The 20,939-nt window shown below is 61.6% G+C and carries 18 protein-coding genes; 3 read left to right on the top strand and 15 right to left on the bottom strand.

Features of this window, described 5'->3' with window-relative positions; genetic code table 11:
* Positions 1-78 precede the first annotated feature (78 nt).
* Entirely contained in the window at positions 79-591 is a 513-nt protein-coding gene (locus F1D05_RS37015; protein ID WP_246486278.1) for a DUF402 domain-containing protein, read from the top strand.
* Between the two features lie 378 nt (positions 592-969).
* On the opposite strand, the gene F1D05_RS37010 is transcribed toward F1D05_RS37015, so the two are convergent.
* The 7 genes from F1D05_RS37010 to F1D05_RS36980 all read right to left on the bottom strand — a co-directional run bounded on the left by F1D05_RS37010 (position 970) and on the right by F1D05_RS36980 (position 6,543).
* Positions 970-1,266, bottom strand: coding sequence for a hypothetical protein (locus F1D05_RS37010; RefSeq protein ID WP_185444874.1), 297 nt, complete (start codon positions 1,264-1,266; stop codon positions 970-972).
* A 249-nt stretch (positions 1,267-1,515) separates the two neighbouring features.
* Positions 1,516-2,601, bottom strand: coding sequence for an IS630 family transposase (locus F1D05_RS37005; RefSeq protein ID WP_185444873.1), 1,086 nt, complete (start codon positions 2,599-2,601; stop codon positions 1,516-1,518).
* A 30-nt stretch (positions 2,602-2,631) separates the two neighbouring features.
* Entirely contained in the window at positions 2,632-3,549 is a 918-nt protein-coding gene (locus tag F1D05_RS37000) for an RHS repeat-associated core domain-containing protein (RefSeq protein ID WP_206685986.1), read from the bottom strand.
* A gap of 34 nt (positions 3,550-3,583) precedes the next feature.
* A protein-coding gene (locus tag F1D05_RS36995) for an IS3 family transposase (RefSeq protein ID WP_185444872.1) occupies positions 3,584-4,869 on the bottom strand; the annotation gives its coding sequence in 2 pieces (ribosomal slippage) (positions 3,584-4,596 and positions 4,596-4,869; 1,287 coding nt in all).
* A 326-nt stretch (positions 4,870-5,195) separates the two neighbouring features.
* Positions 5,196-5,642, bottom strand: a complete 447-nt coding sequence (locus F1D05_RS36990) for a hypothetical protein (protein ID WP_185444871.1) — start codon at positions 5,640-5,642, stop codon at positions 5,196-5,198.
* Positions 5,642-5,869 (bottom strand): deaminase domain-containing protein, encoded by a 228-nt coding sequence (locus F1D05_RS43345; RefSeq protein ID WP_428995046.1) that lies wholly within the window; start codon positions 5,867-5,869, stop codon positions 5,642-5,644. The genes F1D05_RS36990 and F1D05_RS43345 overlap by 1 nt, the downstream gene beginning before the upstream one ends.
* A 140-nt stretch (positions 5,870-6,009) precedes the next feature.
* Positions 6,010-6,543 (bottom strand): hypothetical protein, encoded by a 534-nt coding sequence (locus tag F1D05_RS36980; protein WP_185444869.1) that lies wholly within the window; start codon positions 6,541-6,543, stop codon positions 6,010-6,012.
* 338 nt (positions 6,544-6,881) lie between these two features.
* Between F1D05_RS36980 and F1D05_RS39310 the strand changes: the two genes are divergently transcribed.
* Together F1D05_RS39310 and F1D05_RS39305 are read left to right on the top strand one after the other, a co-directional pair.
* Entirely contained in the window at positions 6,882-7,436 is a 555-nt protein-coding gene (locus F1D05_RS39310; protein ID WP_206685985.1) for a group II intron maturase-specific domain-containing protein, read from the top strand.
* Positions 7,437-7,480: 44 nt separating this feature from the next.
* Positions 7,481-7,747: a hypothetical protein gene (locus F1D05_RS39305; RefSeq protein ID WP_206685984.1), complete on the top strand. Its 267-nt coding sequence runs from the start codon at positions 7,481-7,483 to the stop codon at positions 7,745-7,747.
* Positions 7,748-8,003: 256 nt separating this feature from the next.
* On the opposite strand, the gene F1D05_RS36970 is transcribed toward F1D05_RS39305, so the two are convergent.
* The 8 genes from F1D05_RS36970 to F1D05_RS36940 form a co-directional block, all read right to left on the bottom strand.
* Complete coding sequence (locus tag F1D05_RS36970; protein WP_185444868.1) at positions 8,004-8,303, bottom strand: hypothetical protein; 300 nt, start codon at positions 8,301-8,303, stop codon at positions 8,004-8,006.
* Positions 8,303-10,234 (bottom strand): RHS repeat-associated core domain-containing protein, encoded by a 1,932-nt coding sequence (locus F1D05_RS41630; protein WP_246486950.1) that lies wholly within the window; start codon positions 10,232-10,234, stop codon positions 8,303-8,305. Before F1D05_RS41630 ends, F1D05_RS36970 begins: the two co-directional genes overlap by 1 nt.
* A gap of 2,293 nt (positions 10,235-12,527) precedes the next feature.
* On the bottom strand, positions 12,528-14,198 hold the full coding sequence (locus F1D05_RS41625; protein WP_246486277.1) for a hypothetical protein: 1,671 nt from the start codon (positions 14,196-14,198) through the stop codon (positions 12,528-12,530).
* Between the two features lie 408 nt (positions 14,199-14,606).
* The gene (locus tag F1D05_RS36960) at positions 14,607-18,110 is read right to left on the bottom strand and encodes a LamG-like jellyroll fold domain-containing protein (protein ID WP_185444866.1); all 3,504 of its coding nucleotides are present in this window, start codon (positions 18,108-18,110) and stop codon (positions 14,607-14,609) included.
* Between the two features lie 417 nt (positions 18,111-18,527).
* Entirely contained in the window at positions 18,528-18,926 is a 399-nt protein-coding gene (locus F1D05_RS36955) for a hypothetical protein (RefSeq protein ID WP_185444865.1), read from the bottom strand.
* Positions 18,927-19,002: 76 nt separating this feature from the next.
* On the bottom strand, positions 19,003-19,536 hold the full coding sequence (locus F1D05_RS36950; protein ID WP_185444864.1) for an SUKH-3 domain-containing protein: 534 nt from the start codon (positions 19,534-19,536) through the stop codon (positions 19,003-19,005).
* A gap of 21 nt (positions 19,537-19,557) precedes the next feature.
* The gene (locus F1D05_RS36945) at positions 19,558-20,088 is read right to left on the bottom strand and encodes a LamG-like jellyroll fold domain-containing protein (RefSeq protein WP_185444863.1); all 531 of its coding nucleotides are present in this window, start codon (positions 20,086-20,088) and stop codon (positions 19,558-19,560) included.
* Positions 20,089-20,240: 152 nt separating this feature from the next.
* On the bottom strand, positions 20,241-20,678 hold the full coding sequence (locus F1D05_RS36940; RefSeq protein ID WP_185444862.1) for an SUKH-3 domain-containing protein: 438 nt from the start codon (positions 20,676-20,678) through the stop codon (positions 20,241-20,243).
* Positions 20,679-20,939: the final 261 nt, after the last annotated feature.

Here is a 20,939-nt window from a genome sequence, read left to right as displayed (position 1 = left end):
ACACCCCGGCGGGGAGCTTGCTCGCTTGTGATGTCGGTCTCACCTACAGTGATCGCCATGGAGTGGGGTGGGGAAGGTATGAGCATGGTGAGGACGCTGTTCTGTAAGTACGACGGGCGCCCACACCGGCTGCTGGAAGCGATCAACCTCGGCGAGGACGAACACGGCCTCTGGACCGGCTCCCTGCCCGGCACCCGGGCCCAGCGAGCCGACGGCACGTGGGTCACCATCGACCACCACCGAGTCCGCCTCTTCCCCCGCGGCCAATGGTGGAGCGCCCTCTTCAACGACGCCCCCCACGCGACCCGCGTCTACTGCGACATCACCATGCCCGCAGAATTCGGCGTCGACTCGGTGACGGCAGTCGACCTGGACCTCGACGTCCGCCTACTCCGCGACGGCACGATCAAGGTCATGGACGAAGACGAATTCGAGGCCCACCAACACCTCTACGCCTACCCCGCCCAGGTAATCGCCACAGCCCGGGCAACCTGCACCTGGATCACCGCCAACATCGCGACCGCAGAACCCTTCACCACCACCTACAAAACCTACCTGCAGAAGCTCAAAACCCTCACTTCCACCGCCTAACGGCCCCGCTTCGCGACCTTCCTACGTCTGCCGCACGACACACCCACCCAGGACGCAACCTTCCGTCGTGGCTGAACTGACGCGCTCGCGCATCAGTTCCGTCGAGATTCGCCGAGCCACCTCGCGCCCTTCTCAGCTCTGCCACTCGCTCCTCACCGCATCTCCGTGGCGACCAATTCGGAGAGTGCCGCTCATATCCTGGCGCTTATGATCTTCAGCTTTACACTGACCGGTCGCGCCCTCGCCTGCCGAGTTGCTCGCGTCTAAAGGCGGGGCGCTGAGTGTGACAGTGCCCCATCGGTGACTCTCCGGCAGGCGATCTTGAGATCAAGCTCGCCGCCACCCCGTTCCCCGTTACCGACCTTCCGCAGATGAAAGTTACGCACGTTCAGCTTCCGCCCTCCGCTCTGCAAAGATTGCCAACGCGGCTGGATCGCCCTCAACTAAGCCGATTCCGTGATGCGGATCGTCAACAAACTCTGCGTAACCCCACGCAGCGCCGTAGGGGTCGGTCCACAATCCCTCACCGGACGCTCGAATCCCCGAGAACAGACCAAACTTCCATCCGGAAGGCAACGGTTGTATTTCCAGGTCGAATAGGCCGGCCGGAACATAACAAGGCTTATCAAAATCATCTCGAATCAGGACATTCAGGATATTCTCCCATGTGAACATCCCATAAATCGTATATTGCTTGCCTGCTGTAATCGGGTAAGAGGAGGCATCTACCGTCCCGCGGGGCCGCTGTGGCTCTGCGAGAGAAGATGCAGCATTGTCTATACAGGTTAGTCTCATTCTATCCTCATTTAAATTTGAAGTCATCGACCGCTCCCGTCAGTGCATTCCTGACGTAGTGAATATTCACTCCTCCCTGGACTTGTTGCATCTTCACCCAACCTTCCGCCGCTGGCCACCTCGCATCACCTAGTGGAGCGTTTCTGAAGTTCGGTGACGGTTGGCTTTCTTGAGGATCTGGTCTGGGGTCTTGGTCCAGACGAAGGGGTGGCAGCGGTCGTTCCAGCCGGTGATGAAGGCTCGGATCTTTGTGTTGAGGTCTTTGACCGAGGTGAAGGTCCCGCGGTGGATGGCTTGTCGTTCGATGATGCCGAACCAGACCTCGACCAGGTTGAGCCATGACCCGGAGGTCGGGGTGAAGTGGACCTTGAACCGGGAGTGCGCGGCCAGCCAGTCACGGACCTCGGCCCGTTTGTGTGTGGCGTAGTTGTCCATCACCAGGTGCAGTTCCTGACCGGTGCCGTCGTCGGGGTAGGCGCGGTCGATCTGCTTGAGGAACGCAAGGAACTCCTGGTGGCGGTGCCTGGGTTTGCAGGCCGCGGTCACCGTGCCGGTGGCGATCTCCAGTGCCGCGAACAACGTGCTGGTGCCGTGCCGGACGTAGTCATGGGTGCGGCGCTCGGGAAAACCAGGCTGCATCGGCAGCATCTTCTGAGTCCGGTCCAAAGCCTGGATCTGCGACTTTTCGTCGACACACAACACGATCGCGTTGTCCGGTGGCGCCAGATACAGCCCGACCACATCAGTGACCTTGGCGACCAACTCCGGATCGGTGGAGAACTTGAACGTCTCACTGCGCCACGGCTGCACCCCATAGTCACGCCACGCCCGCGCGACCGTCGCGTTGCCGACCTTGAGCCGCACGGCCAGCAGCCGAGACGACCAGTGCGTCACCCCCAGCCGCTTCGGCGGCGGCTTCAACGTCTCGGCCACGATCATCGCGTGATCGATCTCGCGCGGCCGGCCCACCCGTTCGGCATCATCCAGACCCTTGATCCCGCTGCGCACGTAGCGCTGCCGCCACCCGATCACCTTCGGACGAGACAACCCCACCTGCTCCGCGATCGCCGTATTCGATACCCCACCCGCAGCCAGCAACACCACCCGCGCCCGCAACGCCAACCCAGCACGAACCGTCGTCGACCGCGTCAACGACACCAACCGCTCCCGATCACCCTCACGAAGCACCAACGCGGCAGCAGGACGGTTCGCCATACCCCATTCTGACCCACCACCAACCGTTACCTAATTAATGACACGCCCCACTAGTACGATACGGGGTATCGGAACACCGGAAGGGTTGTTGCGGACTTCCCTCATCGCCATCTGTTCTTGCATGGTTTCTGGCTTTATCCGCCCGGTCGAACCTCTCAGTAGAGGCTTCGGGCTATCTGCAGATAGCCCGGGCAGATATTTGGCGTCGAGTAATGCCGCATCTCTTGCTGCCTTTCTCGCAGCAATTCTAAGACCGATATTCTCGCCGGCCACGGGCACTTTTCTCAGGCCGAAGATTTCCACGCCATATAGGACCCCAGCGCCCACCGCCTGCCCCGGTCTCCCACCTCTCACATCACTAATGACCCCGTCGCCCGAAGCTACAATCCCCTGCGCTATCTGTCCACTTAGGTCGAACTGCCGAAGGACTTGGAGGCACGCGTACGGGCTCTGGTCAGCCACACAGGACAGGTCTGACGACAATTGCTGCTTCGCAGCAGGAATGATTGAAGCGACCTGAGAGACAGCGGTCTTCCCGAAGCCTTTGACAACGCCGAAGAGGTGACCCGAGCGGCCCAAGAAGCCGTGCTCCCTGTGGTCGGATCCGCCCGATGAGTTGTCGGTATCTCCCTCCGAATCGCCGTCGTCGCCCTGGTCGCCGGGGTTTCCTGGCGGCGGAGGCGGTGGGGGTGTTTTCGTCTTGCCGCCTGAGCAGCTGGATTCGCCCTCCATCAACGCGCAGGTGCCGTTCGGGTCGGAGAGGCTGGCTGGGTTGTTGTTGGCGTAAGCGTAGGCGAGCAAGGACTGCGGATCGGTCAGGTCGAGGAGAGGGTCGACGCTGAGGAAGCGGCCCGTGGTGGGGTCGTATTCGCGGGCGCCTACGTGGTGGAGACCGGTGGTTTTGTCTTCGGGTTTGCCTAGGAAACCGTGGGTGTCGGACCAGGTCACTGCCGCAGTGAAGCGCCCAGCTTCTCTGCCGCTCTTATGCGGGTTGCGGCTCTTGGTTGAGAGCAGCGTAGTGGGCTCGTTCGAACTCCACGGGTGGTATCAGGCCGAGGGTGCCGTGGAGTCTGCGGTTGTTGTACCAGTCGACCCAGCCGGCGGTGGCGTACTCGACGTCGGCGATGGTCTTGTACGGCCTGTCGTGGAAGACGGTCGTGCGGATGCACTCGGCCTTGTAGAGACCGTTGATGGTCTCCATCAGGGCGTTATCGTAGGCTTCGCCGACCGACCCGATCGAGGGCCGGATGCCTTCGAGTTCGAGGTGCTCGGCGGGCCGGATAGAGGTGTATTGGGACCCGGCGTCGCTGTGGTGGATCAGTTCGCCCGCGATGGTGGGGTGGTTTTCGCGGGCGCGTTGCCACAGCGCCATCCGCGGCGGCGTCATCACCAGATCGGTCTGCTTGCTCGTCGAGGCATGCCAGGCCACGATCCGCTGGGCGAAACAGTCGAGGATGAACGCGACGTAGACGAACCCGGCCCACGTCTTCACATACGTGAAGTCGGTGACCCAGACGCGGTTGGGTGCCGGCGCGGCGAAGTCGCGGTCGAGCAGGTCACCGGCCCTGATCCCGTCCTTGGCCGGGATCGTTGTGCGGACGCCCTTGTCGCGCCGCACCCCGGCCAGCCCCAGCGTGCGCATCGCCCGATCGACCGCGCCGAAGGAGGCCTGGGGCACGCTGGTGCGGCGCAGCAGGGCAGTCATCTTCCGCCGCCCATACAGGCCCTCCGGAGTCAGCCTCGGCTCTGTGGTCTTCGCATCAGGCTGCCAGGCGGCATCGCGCACGGCCTCGACCACGGCCGCGTCGGTGACGGTCCGGACCGCGACCCGCCGGCCGGGCTGTCTCCAGGACCGGTAGGTCCGCGCGGCGACCTGGCAGCCCTGCTCGCGCAGGACCCGGCAGATCGACTCGACCGCGCGATCCTCGGCTCTCATGGTGTCGATGAAACCCATGATCAACGGTTGCGGGGGTCGAGTTCCCCGACGAAGAAAACCGTTGCAGCCTTCAGGATCGCGTTGTCCTCCTCCAGCCGGCGGACCTTCGCCTTCAACGCCTTGATCTCCGCCGCCTCCACGCTCGTCCGACCCTCACGGGACCCGGCATCGACCTGGGCCTGCAGCACCCACCGCCGCACGCTCTCCTTCGCGACACCGACCTGCCTGGCCACCGCCTCCGCCGCGGCCGTCAACGACGAATACTCCGACAAATGCTCATTGACCAACCGGACAGCGCGAGCACGAACCTCGGGATCGATCCTCTTCGGCATGGTGCACATCCTTCCAACTCAGAAAGATGCGGCATCAAAACTGGGGCGCTTCAGCTCCCTTGCGACGCGGAAACGGTGTAGGAACCTGCAGCATCCCAACGGAGCCGCTGTCTCCACACCCGCGCCACACACACCGCCACCTCAAGTCAAGACCGACACGCCACCCACGGCCAGATCAACTTTGCAATCGCCCTGTGGAAACCACCACTCCCCGCCGGAACCTGAATGGTTACCCCAGGCGAGCCACTGTCGTGATTCGCTCGCAGCAACAGCATACCCGCTACACAGCGGGCATTTTTGTAGCATAATTCACTCGAATCCTTCGATCAACCACCTCGTAGTCTGTACATCAAATAGGCGGGTAGACTGGGCCATTCTTTAATCTCGTCGCCAGAAACTTCACTGTACCAATTCACCGCAGGCCGATTGGTCTCAACGTCCGGAAACCAAGCAAATTCATAACCTTGATGCATCTCGAAGACAAGACTCTTCGGGCCGAGAACGATCTTCGATCCATTCTCTTCCAAAAGTTCCTCGGCCGCTTCTTTTAGGTCCAAGACATTGGGGTAATAGGCATCGGTGCCTTTCTGGAAACTTCCTGCACCTCTACCAATGTGCTGCAAGTAACAAAGATACTCGCCGGGAATCGCCGACACCCCCTGTCGGGCCTTGATCTCGCCGATCTCCTGCGGACTACAGCCGCGGAACTCAGACTTCGACACACCGCGACTAAGCAATCTGTCGAAAACCTTATCCATCGTCGAGTCGTTCATTACTTACCTCCGGAATAGACATTAAGCTGAATACCAGGGTACCGTGATCTGAAATCAGAAATGACTCCGGGGCAAGATTCGCATATTACCCTTTCGCTATACAGTGCCACCGTGCCTCTTGACTGCGGTTCAGCGATCTGAGCGATCCGCTCAAGAAGCTTCCACTCCGTATCAGCTTGGCGGCTCACTCCATCCAAACCGCGCCATAGTATCGGATTCTTCGGCATTCCAACGAACCCATCTCTGGGTGCAGATCCACTGACCGTGGCCATCTGGCCAGACCTCCCGTCAATGGAGAACCTCGCCACACCTAGGTTCCGCGTCCTTCCGATGCCGCCAGCGGCACGGAGAGTCTCGCTGAAGTTTATTAGCCAACCCGCCTCTTTCTCAGCGACACCTGCTGCACGCCTGCACGCGACGCGAGCATTGCCGACCGAGCGGCCCCAATCAACCTTCCAGCTACTAAGATTTCCATTGGCAGGTCGAAGAACAGCCCGCCCACCAGTATATCGCCGAACTCCTTCTCGAACGGCTTGTAACGATACGGGCCGTACATCCCAGAGAAACCCTCAGGCATCACACAGCCTGGTCCGCCATAGCAGCCAGCAATCTCGAACATCCGGTCCGGGTGCGGCCTTGCAGGCGGCGTCCAAAGATCGTCGTCGGTGTCGTAATTTGACGAGTTACCCGATGAGCCATCGGAGTTCGAATTCGACGTCGAAACCGGCGCGTCATGGTGACTACTTGGTGTTGATGGTTGAGTTTTCGTCCTGCCACCCGAGCAACTGGATTCGCCCTCCATCAACGCGCAGGTGCCGTTCGGGTCGGAGAGGCTGGCTGAGTTGTTGTTGGCGTAAGCGTAGGCGAGCAAGGACTGCGGATCGGTCAGGTCGAGGCACACGCCGCGAGTCAACTGAACCCAGGGCAGTCCCGTACTTGCTTGGCATCACTGCCACCTTCCCAACGACGAAGGTGTGCATCAAACCCGGGGTGGTTCAACCTGTCCACCACCGAGATCTATGCACGGGCCTCCACCGAGGCCAAGCGCAAGGCTCTCGAAGCCGTTACGACGTCGTCACCGCCGACCTGGCTGAATGGAACCAGAATCCCGAGCTGCTCGACTGGCTCGCCAGCCTCTGACTTCGTCGGAATTATGCGCAGCGTTCGGTCGTCACGACCGCCCCCACCCGCGGCAAACGCCGGGCGCTGCGCGTAACCCAGCGCTGCTCATAGGGCGGGGTGGTCAGTCCGCTGCTACTCAATGTTGCGCTGCACGGGATGGAACAAGCCGCCGGGGCCCGCTACCAGACCTCCGGCCTCCAGGCCGGGGTGATGGCGCCGGGCTCCCCGACCGTGGTCAGATACGCCGACGATCTGGTCGCCTTGTGTCACACCAGACACCAGGCAGGGCGGGTAAAGGCCCGGCTCGCCGAATGGCTGGCGCCCAGGGGATTGACCTTCAACGAGGACAAGACGGGTGTCGTCTCCCTCGACGACGGTTTCGACTTCTTGGGGTTCACCGCCCGCCGACAGTCCGGCAAGTTGCTGATCAAGCCGAGCAAGGCGGCCCTGAGACGGATCCGGGAACGGCTCCGCACCGAGATGCGTGCCCTGCGAGGGGCCAACGCACTCGCGGTGCTGAAACGGCTCAACCCCATCATCAGGGGCTGGGCCGCCTACTACCGGACGGTGGTGCCCAGCAGGATCTTTCAAGCGCTGGACGCGTATGTGTGGAAACTCGCTTATAGGTGGGCCAACATAGCCATCCGAGCAAACCGAAGCGCTGAATCGTGAGCCGGTACTTCGGTGCATTCAACGGGTCCCGGCGAGACCGGTGGGTGTTCGGTGACCGCGACAGCGGCGCCTACCTCGCCAAGTTCGCCTGGACGAAGATCGTCCGGTACACGCTGGTCAAGGGCAGGTCGTCCCCCGACGAGCCCGTCCTGATCCAGTACTTGCCAGCGAGCCCTCAGGGCTTGCTTGAGCCGGATGCGGTGAAAGTCGCAAGTCCGGTTCTGAGGGGGCCCGGCGCAGTAATGCGCTCGGCCTACCTGACCTTCAACCCACCAGCCAACCACACGCCCGACCCGGACAACATTAAATAATCGCAAGCCCTAACAGCCCCGCTTCACGGTCCTCCTACGTCAGCCGCTCGACTCACCCACCCCAAACGAGTCTCCGTAGCGGCTAAAAACAGCTCGTCGTCTTTGGGGGGGATAGCTGGGGTTTCGGAGCCCGGCTTTGAAGAGCAAACTAGTTATTTAGTTCGTCAGGTGCGGAAGGTGAGGGCGGAGCCGTGAAGGTGCTCGAGCCGTTGGCCACTGGCTTCCAGGCCAAGCTCTCCGAGGCGGCAACGATTCCTCAGCGCTTCCTGCGATAGACGAGCCGGCCGCCCCAAGTCTGCCAGTCAATCTTGGGCTCGCCGACGACCACATCGACTTCAAGCGGAAGGTCAGCTGGATCCATCAGCGCTTCCACCTCGCTTGTTATCTCGTCCGCCATCTCATCGACCACAGCATTGAGTTCTGCAACCCAGACTCGAAGCACAAATGTGGAATCCGTGAGCTCGACGCCGATGGCAATCGTCTCATCAGAGATGAGCCCCAGTAAGCCTTGGACAGAAATTAGCACATAGCCGTTGTAACCATCTGCAATTGCCATCACCTTAGCGGAACCCCGTTCGGATTTACGGGAACTACACTAACAGACTTAGTTCCCTTGATCATAAACATATCAGTAGGTTGATTGAGGTTGGTGGATCGAATATTGTTATTGTAGCCAGTAATAGCCGGAACCCTAATCACGACATTCCCGCTGCTCTTGGCCAGACCCATCACCTGACCTTCACCAGAATGGAACGCATCCAGTACTCTCTGCGGATCGTCTGGATTCTTAAAATATCCGCCGCCATCATAATTTTTTCCACTCAACATATGCCTAGCCTGCTTCTGGGCGCTAATCCGAGTTGAATATTGACCCTTATCAATAGCACCACCGGCGCCGACCTTGCCTCCACTTCCAGGTCGTTCCCCAAAGAAGGCACCTGGGCCAACTGCCACCATAGCCTCGCCGACCCCCGAGCCTTGGTCGCCTCCGCACGCGATACCTGGGCGCATGCACATTATCTTCATGAACCAGACCATGTCCAGGACCTCTGAACCGCCACAATGGTTGTAGTCGTTGTTGATGCAAGCTGTGGTGGGTAACGCGGGATCACCCTTCATCTTCTTGAACCACAGTGGGATCGTCTCTTCCCAGGCTTCGGCGTAGCGGTGACTACTCGAGGCAACTAGTGAGAGATGCCCGACTACGCGATGCGTTGGCTCGGTGTAGTAGTCGACCTCATCATCATGAGAGCGCGTCAGCCCGGCGGCACCTTCGTGGGTATCCCCTTGGTCAACCGTTGGAGGCGGTGACCACGGGTCGCCGCTGCTGCCACCACTATCTGGTTCCTTTGAGTTCATCAGTCCCGTCGGGTCCGACATGGAGACGGGGTTGTTGTTGGCGTAGGCGTAGCCGAGCAAGGATTGCGGGTCTGTCAGGTCGAGGAGGGGGTCGACGCTGAGGAAGCGGCCGGTGGATGGGTCGTATTCGCGGGCTCCGAGGTGGGTGAGGCCGGTGGTCTTGTCTTCGGGTTTGCCTAGGAAACCGTGGGTGTCTGACCAGGTCACCGCCGGGCCTCGGGGAGCGCCGAAGGGGGTGGAGTAGCGGGTGACCGCGGCCTGCGTAGCCCGGTCCAGCGTCACCTGCGAGGTGTTGTGGTTATCGGTGAAGAGCCAATCAAGCTTGTTGACACTTGATCTGACGGCGATGTCCTTGCCACCGACCGAGTAGTGGCGCTGGGCACTGACGACCTTCGCGCCTGAAGAGGTTTCGACCGTAACCTCGAGCGACCCGACGAACAGGGTCGTCTTGGTAGCCGATTTGCGAAGCAGCAAGTTGCCGTCAGCATCGTAGATGTAATTGGTGTCACCAGACTGCGACGACAGATTAGAGAGTTTGCCCTCACTGTTCCACGACAGGGTCTGCTGGCCGGTGTCGCCAGGTCGGGTCGCAGTACCGCCGGCTGGGTTGTAGGTGAAGGTCGCGTCCGGCTTCGGCACGGCACCTGTAGTGACAACCTTCGACAGCGAGTGCGTTCGCGTCGCGTCGTAGGTATAAGCAGCCGTGCTGTCGCCTGCAGTTGTGTGGTTGGTTTCGGTCTTACGCAGACCGGTGGATGAATAGCTCCAGGACTGCCAATATGGCGCGGCTCCGCCAAGGGTGGCCGCTGTCGGAGCCGCAACACAATCCTCGCTAGATGGCGTCCACGCTGCGGTCAGGCGACGGTGACCGTCATAGTCGTAACACTGCGTGTCGGGCCCGACAGCGTTAGTGTCCTTGAGAACGTTACCCGCCGGGTCGTAGCTATACCTGTGGTTCGACAAGAAGGACCCGGTGAGCGCGACCACGCTCGCAGTGAGCCTGTGGGTGCCATCCTCAAACGACTGCTGAATCTGCGGATCGCCGAGTTCGCTACCCAAATAGTAGGTGAGCGGATCCCCGAGTTTGCTGTAGTCGATGTTCCGCAGATAGGTCGCGTCACCCCGCATCCAGACTGGCTGCCCGAGCTTGTTGTAGTTGTAGTTGACTTGTTCCAGCCCAATCGATCCGCCGCCGGGCAGGCTGTTGAGATTTGGGGTCTGCGCGTCCGGCGAATAGCCGGTGTTGGTCCTGTAGGTCCGACCAAGGTCCGTACCTTCGACGCTCGGGATGACGACCATGGTTGAGGTCGGGTTGTAGAGGACATTTCGTGATACGACGAGGTTCTGGTACTGCGGTCCAGCCTTTCCTGCTGTGTATCGGATCGAGCCCAGCGGTTGGCCGAGGTTGCCTGCGCCGTCGTAAAGCCAACTCGCGAGCAACTGTCCGTCGGTCTTGGCGCCCTGGTGAAGGGTGACCTTGCGGTCCAGGTTGTCGTAGGTGGTCAACAACGTTTGCTGGTTCGCATCGGTGCTGGAAATCTGGCGGTCGACATCGTCGTAGCCGTAGGTCGTGGCGCCCGCATCCGGGTCGGAGGTCTGGATCTTGCGACCCATCAGGTCATAGGTGTTCGTCCAGGTCGCCCCACCGCTGACAAGCTTGGTCATCCGTCCGGCCAAGTCGTAGGTGTAGTTGGTTGGGATATATCCCGTCGTCACGACACTCGAGTCGTATTCGCGCCGTTCGACGACTTGTCCGCGGGCATCACTGATTTCGGCAGTTGCGGGAGCGCCTGCCGGCGGCAGAGTAGTGACGGTGTCGCCGCCGTAGATGGTTCGGGTCGACCACTTGTCTTGAGCTGCTGATGCGAAGGTTGACTGGGTCAAGCGCTTGGCGCCGTCGTAGGTCAGGACGGTCTCTGCCAAAGCCTCCGCGTCGAGCACCGATACCAGCGATCCAGTGGGCTCTGCGGAATTCCAGATGTCGCCGTTCTGGATGACCGCCAGTCCACGCGAGTCGTACTTGGTCTCCGCAATAACCCGTCCCCCGTCGGCCGCGGGGCTCTGAGTTTGGCGCGGCCGGAGCATCGCGTCGTACAGCGCGTAACTGCTCAAGTAGCCGTCAGCGGTGATATTGAGGGTTTCCGTGCGGATCGAGGACGCTGCGGTCGATGACAAGTTGTAGGTGTAGCGGGTGTTCGGGCCGTCACCGCCGGCCTTTGAGCGGTTCGGCAACCAGACGCCGGTCAGCCTGCCCATCGTGTCGTAGGCGAGTTCGGTGATCTTCTGGTTGGCGTCAGTGACCTTGCTCGACACACCCCACTCAGGCAACAGCTCCGTCTTGGTAGTCAGCCTGACTGTGGCTCCGCCGGAGGCCACAATGGGTGGCTCCTGAACCGTCTTCTGGGTCAGCGCACCAGGGCCGGCCGGGGTATAGGTCGTGTCCGTCGTCCGTCCCAGCTTGTCTGTGACCGACGTGACCCGCCCGAGCGTGTCGTAAACATTCGTGGCGATGGGCGAGTATTGCGCCTGGCCGTCCGCGTCATATCCGCTCAGCCGCTCGACTACTTTTACGTCACCCTTCGTCGGAGCCACACCGTAGCCGCCGGTGTCATACCAGGTACGTGTGTCCGCGAGAGCTCGCGCTGTGGGTGGATTAGCCGACTCGGCGTCACATAAGCCGGTCGATGTCACGACACGCGCCGGGTAGGCAACCATGCCCGTCGTACTGTTCGAGGCATAGCTGGTCAGAGTGCAGGTCTCGTCATTGATTTTTGCGGCATCGCCGCCATCCTGGCTCTTCAGTGGAAGGCCGGTGGCGTCGTCGTACGCCGTTGTGACCGTCCGATAGAGATCAGCACGGCCTGCGTCACGGGCCGTTCTCGCCTGGGTCGACGATGACTTTGCGAAGTTGGACTCGATGATCAAGGCCGGATCCTTGACAGGATCCGTCTGCGACGCGGGTTCAACCGTCTGAGTGGCGGTCGTCTTGGTCCAATAGTCCGTGATCGTCCCCGACACCTCGGCGCTGCTACCGGCTGCCTGGTAAGTAATGCTTTCGCGAACTTTCCCGGCCAGCGCGGCCGCATCCACCCGGGTCGCGCCAGTGCTGTCAGCCACGACCTCCGATTTGGTACCGCCCACTGACAGACGATCGCCATCCATGCCGCGGAAGTAGGTTGTGACGGCCTTAGTCTTAAGCCCTGGCTGGTTGACGTCGCCCTCGCTGACGGTCACCGTCTTGTAACCACGCCAGTCCGACCAGTTCCGGTTCTTCTTGGGGATGAATGCGTTCTCCTGGTAATGCCAAGCTGCCCCACCCGAGTAGGTGTAGTTCGTGACGACCGGTTGGCCTCGGCCGGTTGGATCATTAACCCGGACCTGATCAACGACATACCGATGAAACCAGTCGTCCCTCTCTACCTCATTCTGTGGCGTCCACTTCACCGGGTAACAGCGCATAGTGTTGCGGTCGGCCGCCACTGGCATATGCGTCGTGGCCACACACTCCGGTCCCGAGTAGTTCACCGTTATCTCGGCGCCCGTCTCGGTCCAGATATTGCCGACTCGCAGCTTCATCATCGGCGACAGGCCATCCGTGCCGTCGACCCGATTGGCCAACGGTTTCTGGCCAAAGGTGACCTTCAGTGGCGTCGCCGACGTAGCTGATGAGGCGAGGGCCGGTATGAGTGATCGACTGCAGCCAGAGTGCCTTGCCAGACATGAGATCGCCGCTCGACGGGAAGTCCACTGCCAGCTGCCATTGATCGACACTTGCGTAAGCAGTGCCCTTTAGCACTTGCGTCGTGATCGTGTCCAGCCGGCGCCGGGAGAAGAACGACGGACTGGTCTTGGTGCACGCTGCACCCGAGGCGCAGATCTGATCGAACGGCACATCGGGCCAGTTGGCCTTCGTAGTACTTGTCAGCGAGCCACAGTTCGAGAGGCATCGCTCCTGGGTAACGAAGTTCACCTGCATCGGAGCGTTGACTGTCAACGTGTCTGCCGTCTGGCCGTACTTGATGCCCGTGAGGTAACCGCCACGGGTGTAGGCGGCGGTAGCGGTCGCAGCGCCGTACTTGGCGTAGTAGTTGGTCTCCTTTGCGTACCACATCGTCATCGCGTTGCCGTGCGGATCAACGACGTAGTCAAGATTCCAACGCCAGCCTTGGTCGCAGAACGACTTAGAGAAATCGGCGTTGTAACATTCTTCGCCACTCTTATCAGCGAACACTGGCACAGTCCACACCGAGTTCGTCGGCGTACTGGCCGTCAGCCCCGGCAACACGTTCCGACCGAAGAAGTACTGCGTGCCGTCCTGCGTGGTGACCTTCCACGCCTCATGGTTGTTGTCCGAGTTCTCTCCGGTGACCTTCTCGACCTTTGAGCCGTCGTCGTCCCTCAGCCGCCAGGTGGAACCAAACTTCACCAATTCGTTTGATTTCCCGTTCATGACCAACGTGGCGTTGTCATACTTCCAGCATTGGTCGAACTTGTTGGCATGCCCTTGGTCGCTACAGTTCGCGTACCTCCGCTCGACGTATGACTCACTGAGCTCGAACCCCTCGCCCACCCAGGACGGCTGATTGTTCGACGCTGCTGTGCGTCCGTCGACGGACTGTGCGGAGTACTGGAGTTCCAGGGTCGGTGACGGTCCACCAGTCGCTGGTGGGACCCTGAACGGATAAGACCAACTGAAGTCACCGCTGGACGATCCCCCGACCCAGCTCGATGCCGACGACAACTTAGTCGCCGTGTAATCCCCCGAACTCGATGCCGAGGAAGCGGTGACGGCCAGGACCCGGTCGGTTCCGTTAACGCTGACAGGTGCAGAGAGCTTCTGGGCGCGCACGTCGTTAGTCGAACCCAAGGCCGTTGCCGTCAGACAGCCTGACACCTTCGGGGTCGTCAATGCACAAGTCGGCAACGAGACGAGTTGAAGCCGTGAGCGCCAGTCTCCACCGTAGGCATCGGCGAAGCTGGAATAGTCGACCGTCACCTGAGCGACGCCACTCTCAACCCGGCTGTCTGCACGCGACACGGTCAGCAACACGCCGTCGATCCCAGCCTGCTCAGCCTTTGAATGGTCGAACACTCGGACCCTCAACTGAGATGGGGCAATGCCGGCTGCGGTTCTAGAGCCAGTGCGTGCCGCCGACACGACAGCCGATCCCGTCTTCCCAGCCGTTGTCGGCACAACCTGGTCTGTTGCTTGAGGCCATACCGGCGCCTTGTTCGACGGTGATGGGGCCTCCGCCGCAGCCCGGCGTACAGAGCTCTCCTTGCTGAGCTTTTGATCTATCGGCCTAACGTCGATAGATTTTTCGCTCGGTCGCGGAGCACCGCGCCTTACCCCGGCGACGGCCGTCGAATCTGCCCCGACTTGGAGACCGCTGACCAAAACAGACCCGGCGGCGATAACCGCCACAAATTTCCACGACCGCTTCCTGGCCAAGGCGCCCATCATCGCTGTTCTCTCCGCTCGCTTTTCGCCGGTCATAGGTCAGCCCGCCGCGTTCGGACAGGTCAATTCGTCCAAGTCGGGGTATTCCTTGCAGATCGCAGGACCCTCGAGCGAGCCCAGATAGATCCGCAGATCGTCCATCTGGCCGGCGAACTCGCTGCCAGTCGCACGTCCCTTACCGGCCACGGTGGTGTCGCCCACTCGATAGGGGGCATCGTGGGCGGACCGGCCTCCGTCCGTCGCATCCTTGTTGACCGTTAGGCCGATCACACCGGACGGTTGGGCGTTGGTTTCACTCTTGGCCTGCGGGTCATATTGAGCGACAAGCAGTTGCCAGCCATCCGATGCACGGGTGAGCGTGTCTGAGTAGATCGCCATGTCATCCTCGGATGAGTTCGCTTGCGCACGAGCGAAGACCCATCTTCCAAACAATGCGTCCAGCGGCTGCCACTCAAGCCGCCATGCATCACGCCCGCTTCCGGTCTGGCGAGCTATGACCATGGGCTTCGTCGGATCCGCTAGTTTCACCCACACCCCGACCGAGAAGCTGGCTTCCGCGTCGACGACCGCCCTCGGCAAGGACACAGCCTCAGCTGCCGAGCCACCGAACTTCAGGACGCGACCGCGGCCCTCAGCATCGTCGATGTCGTCAACGAATGCCGTCGACTGGTCAGCGGAAGTGCCAAAGCCCGACACCGACAGGTCCGCGCCGTAAATGCTGTCTGACGCGCGCCAAATGCCATCTGTGCCCTGTACTGCGTTGTCCAGCGGCCATCGAGCGGCAAGGCTGACGACTGGTTCATCATTCTTGCGCGGATTCGCGACTGCCGCGACCGCTTGCGGGTTCAGTCCACGTTGCCAGATTTGCACCGAGTCGACGGATCCTGGGAACCGGTTCGTGTACACACTATTGTACTTCCCTTGCCCGATGCTCAGCGGACCGGTTGCCTTCCATCCCGGATCAGTGTAGTTCACATTGCCGGCCGCCTGGAGTCTGCCGTTGACATATAGCTGAATTTTTCCTAAGCCCTCTTCATATACGCCCGTAATGTGCGTCCAAGCGCTCAGCACGGGAGGCTGGTCAGACAATGCCTGAACAACAACTGGCGACGCCGTATCCGTCTTCATCCGGAGGAATACCCAACGGTTGGCCGACGCGGAGTAGTACAACTCGAATGCGCTGCCCACCGAGCCGGCCGCCGCGGCCACGACCGCTTCCTTCTTCGATGTGAGTCGAACCCAGGCTGAAACGCTGAAGCTGTTCGACGTGTCAACGACGGGACTCGCTGATTGGGCGTTGTCATCTACGCCATCGAGCTTGAGCGATCCGCCCGAACGGCCCGCCGTCCCGAAGGTTGCACCATTCAACGTCAAGGGGTGCGCCGGCGTCGCCGTATCCGCTGCCACCAGAGATCCTTGTGCGTCATCGAAGGACCAGTCCCCCACAGGAGGCGAGGCACCTTGGATATTTACCTCGAACTCGGTTGTTTCGCTCGGATGTCCGGCGGCGTCGTAACTCCTCACAAACAGACGGTTGTATCCCTCCTGCTGAGGGACCAGTGGTCTCATCACCGTGCTGCCTGACACACTGACCGGCGAAGATGAATTGAGCCACCAGTACTCTTGGCGAACGACATCCGTTGATGTCGCTTTAAACGTGAAGGTTATAACTACACCGTAGGGGACCGCCGGAGGGCATGCAGTGGTTTTCGGATCTGCACAATCCTGCACGTCCTCGGTCCCGTACTTCGCAGTGACGATCGGCTTCTGTGGCGCCAACAAGTCGACCTTGAAGTAGCACGATGCCGAGTAGGCCGATGCCAGCGCCCCAGTAGAGCTGTACGGGTAGTAGGTCCGTGCCCTGAAGTGGAAGGTCACCTGACGCAAATTCCTACTGTCCATCGTCACCGGACTTGCTATTCCAGGGGAGTCCAGACCCATCCTGGTTGTCCGGATCAGAGTGGATCCCTCGTATAGCTCGTACTCGACCTGCACGCGAGCACCTGTGTCAGTGGCAGTGAGCCGGGGGACCGCGCTGAGGGTAATTGACCTTGCCCCCACGTTCGGTGCCGTCGCGGCGCTGTCGCAGCCCAGGTTGGGGTCGGTAAGTCCGACGCCGGTTGGGACGGCTGGTTGGGAGACGTAGTTGACTTCGAGCTGGCCGGTTGAGTCGAACTGCTTCCAGGCGATTTCGTCGGTCTCGTCGGTAGCGCGAAGCCGGAACGTTGAGGTGCCGTAGCCCTTTGTCGCGGTGTCCACCATCGAGTTGGTGACGGGGAACTCCACGTAAGCGTCAGGGCAGGAGGTGTTGTAGCCGTGAGCAAAGCTTTGGCTGCCGACCTCCAGCTGGTAAGCGGGCTGGTTGTTCCAGGTGGTGGCGGTAGAGATCGGCGCGGTTCGGCTCACCGAGACCGAGCGTGCCGAGCAGCTCGCGGAGTGAACTTCGTACGTCCGAAGGGTTGCCGCGAGCACCTTCTTGCCGGCGAAGCCGCGCGTGTCGAACTGGAAGTACGAGCGCACGATCTTGTGCTGTTCGAAATCCTCGTTGCCGACGCCCAGGCTATGGGTGGTCTTGTAGAACGAGGTCGTCGGATAGATCTGCCAGACTGCGGCCCACGCCGTACGGCTGACGGTCGTCAAGACCGGGTCGAGGACAACCGGGTAGACGGTGGAAGGTGCCGTGAGTAGGCCTGAGTTGGGAACGAGGGTCAGCCCCGTGCTGTCGCCGCTCAGGTCCATCTCGGCGACGTGCGCTCCATCTGGGCCATCCTCGACGGCTTGGGCAGATGAGCGGACAGTTCCCGTCTTTTGCTGGGGTGCTGCCTGGGACGAGTCCCACATGACCCCATCGCCGGCCGTCACGGCTAGCCGGCCGTCCTTGTCGACGTACGCGGGACCACCGGGACGGTTCGCGCGGATCGACAGCCCTGGAGCCGTGACCGGAAAGTGGATCGAACGCAGAGCCGGGTTCGTGGCGGCTTCGCGGCTCTTCACCACCAGGTTGTAGCTGACTCCTTCAGCCGTGGCCTCGACGACGATGTCGAGCCCAGGCTGCACATCGGCATACGTTGCCTTGGCTCCGTCGAGCGTCGGTCGAGGGAGGTTCCATGGCGCCTTGAGTTGAAGTGAGCCGTTCGATAGGCCGACTTCGGCCAGCGCGCTCAGACCGCCGCCCGAGAGACTCACCTCGGACATCGTTGCCTTAGGCCCTACGGACCCGTCAGCGCGGAACTCCAGCGTGGGGTCAATGTCGTGCCACACGCCGGCTCGGCGCACCCGTACGGGAGCGTTCGACAACTTGGCAGTCAGCGACCCGTCCGGGTTTGCGAAGGTCTGCGTGGTCGGCGTAGTCCGGTCGGGAATTTCGACCGCGTCGCTCGTCTGCGCCGCTTTGGCAACCGCATCCGCTTCCGTGCGCACCACCCTGATCGGCGCCGCCTGCGCTCCAATCGTAGGGACGACCGTGACCCCACCTGAAGCGACCACCGCCACAGTTCCCAAAACGGCAGCAAGCCGTACTGATCCCCGCACACCACGAGCCACGATGCCCTCCCCGGCAATCCAGCCCGTGCCTCACGCCGGGCGGCTGCTAATCCTCAGGGAGGGGACTACAGAGTGTCAACCACCGTTCGACAGATTGCAGCTAGCTGCAACTTGCGTAACGCCCCATTAGCTCCTCGCAGGGCAGGCGCGGTGAGACAGCCACATCTCGTCCGCTATCGACCAGTCTCTGGGGCACTGCCGCATGAGTGTCCGCAGGAGGGATCAGGGGTTGGCGACACGGACACAAAGCGGGGCACGCGGCTACGTGAGCGGCTGAGAGACCGGTGGATCGACAGCGAGCCCTCCGACGGACGCAAGTGGCCCGTGGGGCCTGCCGCTGGCGTAGTGGAGGACGAATCATGCGTGGTCACTTGCCCTTACAGATTCTACTGCGAGCACAGCTCGTGGCCGGTCGGGTTACTCATGAGGTGTTGTTCTGTTGGAGAGACTGGACCACCATGACTCGTCGCGGATCGCCTGGCGGCCGGCTTCGGCCAGGGCGTCGAGCGTCGACAACGCGTGGGATATGAATCGCTCCGGCGGGCGAACATCGTGGTGCAGAACGTAGTGCGCGAAGCCGTCTGGCCAGATGTAGGTGCCGTCGCTCAGCTCGAGGGATCCGTTCTCGCAGCCACAGATCCTGCAGGTTGAGACTCCGCCGAACCCCCAGACCACCTCGCCACGTTGCACGTAGTCGCCGATTACGCTGCGCTCCGCAGTATCCAATTCGGCGTCGACGAAGTTGGCTGGATCCGGCCAGCGTTCGTCGCCCGGACTACGCCAGTAGCCGATCAGAATCAGTGGAGCCTGAACCATTCCCGCTCACTTCCGCTGGAGATGAGAACCGTTGAGATGTCCGGTCCAGGTGATGCACTCGCCGTCATCCTAGGATCTATTCATCGGGGATCGGGATCCGGTCCAGAGGCCCGGAAAATAGGCGCGCGAACATTTCGACCGCTCCGTCGCCTGCGTAGAAGAAGAAGCTGTCGTAACCGGCATAGAAGCGTCCGTCGGGCGCCATCATCAGAACCATGTGCCCGTTGTAGGCCTGGCCGATAGGTACGAGCGCGGTGCTCGTGACCGCTTCATACATGCCGACGGTGTTCCTGTGCGTGTTCGAAATCGCCGTCACGGGATCGGTCGCGAAGACTTCCTCGACGAAACCCTGTGCCGCGGGGCGGCTGGTGCTCAGCCCGCCGTATTCGGCGAGAAACTCTTCGAGCTGCACTGTTGGCTCATAGCCTTCCCTCGCCATCGCCTCGAGATAGCCCTCAACGGCAACTCGGCGGCCGGGTGACCAACCCGCGCCGGTCAAGATCGACTGGGCGGCCCCAGTCCTGGTTTGCACAAGTCGTTCGGGCGACGAGCCGACCATTCGCCGGACGAGCAGCCCGATGGCCCGCGAGATCACCAGTCCGACATTCAAGGGCTCCGCCATCGCAGTGGGTCAGCCGCAGTTGTTGGGATCTAGGTAGGTGGTGCAGAGGAAGGGTTCTGCGGCTACTCCGGCGTAGAGGCGGAGGTCGTCCAGGCGGCCGACGAAGGGGGTGGTTTGGGTGCGGGAGGAGCCGATGGTGGTGGCGCCGGCGCGGGTTGGGGTGGCGGGGAAGGGGTGAACTGAGCGGTCGAAGAGGTCGACGGCGATGTCGAGGCGGGGGTTGACGGTTCCACCGGGGGCGACGGCGTAGGTTGCGGAGATCAGGTGCCAATCGGTAACTGTGGAACGGTCGACGGAGACGGCGGTAGCGGTTTCGGTGCTGGAGGTCGCGGCTGTGCGGGCGAAGATCCACTGGCTGGTGGAGGCGTCGACCGGCCGGTACTCGATACGCCAGGTGTCGTTGCCAGACGTGCCCTGGCGCGCGACCACCATCGGCTTCGACGGGTCGCCGATCTTGACGCGGGCGGCAACGGTGAAGCTGGCGCTGCCGTCGATGACAGAGTGGTCGAGGGTCAGCGATTCGCGGCTGCGTCCGGTCATCTCGAGGACACGTCCGTACTCCGGGTCGTCGACGAACGCGCCGGCCTGGCTGCCGGTGAAGCCCGCGACAGTCAGGTCGGCACCGCGGACGGCTTCGAGAGTGTGCCAGGCGGTGCACAGCAGGGTGGCTGATCAGCGATCAGGGTGACGGCTCAGCGCAGTACTTCTCCTTCGTTTGTGGCAATTCTTCTGATCATTTCGAACGCGTTGTCACCGAGATAGCAGAGGAAGTCATCGAAGCCGCCGTAGAACGATCCGGCCGGCGACATCATCACGCACAGATGGCCACGAGCAGCAACTCCTACCGGCACCAGTTCGACGGCCAGGAACTCCTCGTACTCTTCGACACGTTCCCGATAGATTCCGGAAGTCGCCAGCTCAGGGTCGATCGTCAGGATGTCGCCGAACGGCCCGAATCTCTCCCCCAGCACCAGGCCGCCGAACTCCGACAAGAAGGTCTCCAACAGATCGAACCAGCGGTAGCCGTCCTCGACGAGGACGCTCTCGTATCGATCCGTGGGGACGCGACGACCGGCAGCCCAGCTTGCCAGGCTCAATAGACGCTGACCCGCATCCGAGAAGTCGGTCACCGTCCCATCAGAAACTCGCCCCTTACCCATGCTCCTCAAGCGGACGGCAGCCTGCTGAAGGAGGTTCGAGAACTTCACTCGCCATCATCTCGATCCAGATCGCGGGCAACGCTCGCGCCGTCGAGTGCGAGCGATACGCTCAGTTGGCCCTCGGACGTCACCGACACAGGCGGGTCGTCAGCCGGCAGGTGAGGGGTTCAGTCCGCGGATGGCCGAGAGGAGGCTGGCTGTCGCCGTAGTGATCCGCCAGCTCAGTACACC

The organism is Kribbella qitaiheensis, assembly GCF_014217565.1.
GTDB classification, from domain to species: Bacteria; Actinomycetota; Actinomycetes; order Propionibacteriales; family Kribbellaceae; genus Kribbella; species Kribbella qitaiheensis_A.
This window is presented reverse-complemented; position numbering and strand designations above follow the sequence as displayed.

What these genes read in the sequence shown, in the direction of transcription:
- F1D05_RS37015 (WP_246486278.1), top strand. Translation starts at nt 79, where the DNA reads ATGAGCATGGTGAGGACGCTGTTCTGTAAGTACGACGGGCGCCCACAC.
- F1D05_RS37010 (WP_185444874.1), bottom strand. Translation starts at nt 1,266, where the DNA reads ATGTTCACATGGGAGAATATCCTGAATGTCCTGATTCGAGATGATTTT.
- F1D05_RS37005 (WP_185444873.1), bottom strand. Translation starts at nt 2,601, where the DNA reads ATGGCGAACCGTCCTGCTGCCGCGTTGGTGCTTCGTGAGGGTGATCGG.
- F1D05_RS36990 (WP_185444871.1), bottom strand. Translation starts at nt 5,642, where the DNA reads ATGAACGACTCGACGATGGATAAGGTTTTCGACAGATTGCTTAGTCGC.
- F1D05_RS43345 (WP_428995046.1), bottom strand. Translation starts at nt 5,869, where the DNA reads ATGCCGAAGAATCCGATACTATGGCGCGGTTTGGATGGAGTGAGCCGC.
- F1D05_RS36970 (WP_185444868.1), bottom strand. Translation starts at nt 8,303, where the DNA reads ATGGCAATTGCAGATGGTTACAACGGCTATGTGCTAATTTCTGTCCAA.
- F1D05_RS41630 (WP_246486950.1), bottom strand. Translation starts at nt 10,234, where the DNA reads ATGCGGGGTGACGCGACCTATCTGCGGAACATCGACTACAGCAAACTC.
- F1D05_RS36955 (WP_185444865.1), bottom strand. Translation starts at nt 18,926, where the DNA reads ATGGTTCAGGCTCCACTGATTCTGATCGGCTACTGGCGTAGTCCGGGC.
- F1D05_RS36945 (WP_185444863.1), bottom strand. Translation starts at nt 20,088, where the DNA reads ATGACCGGACGCAGCCGCGAATCGCTGACCCTCGACCACTCTGTCATC.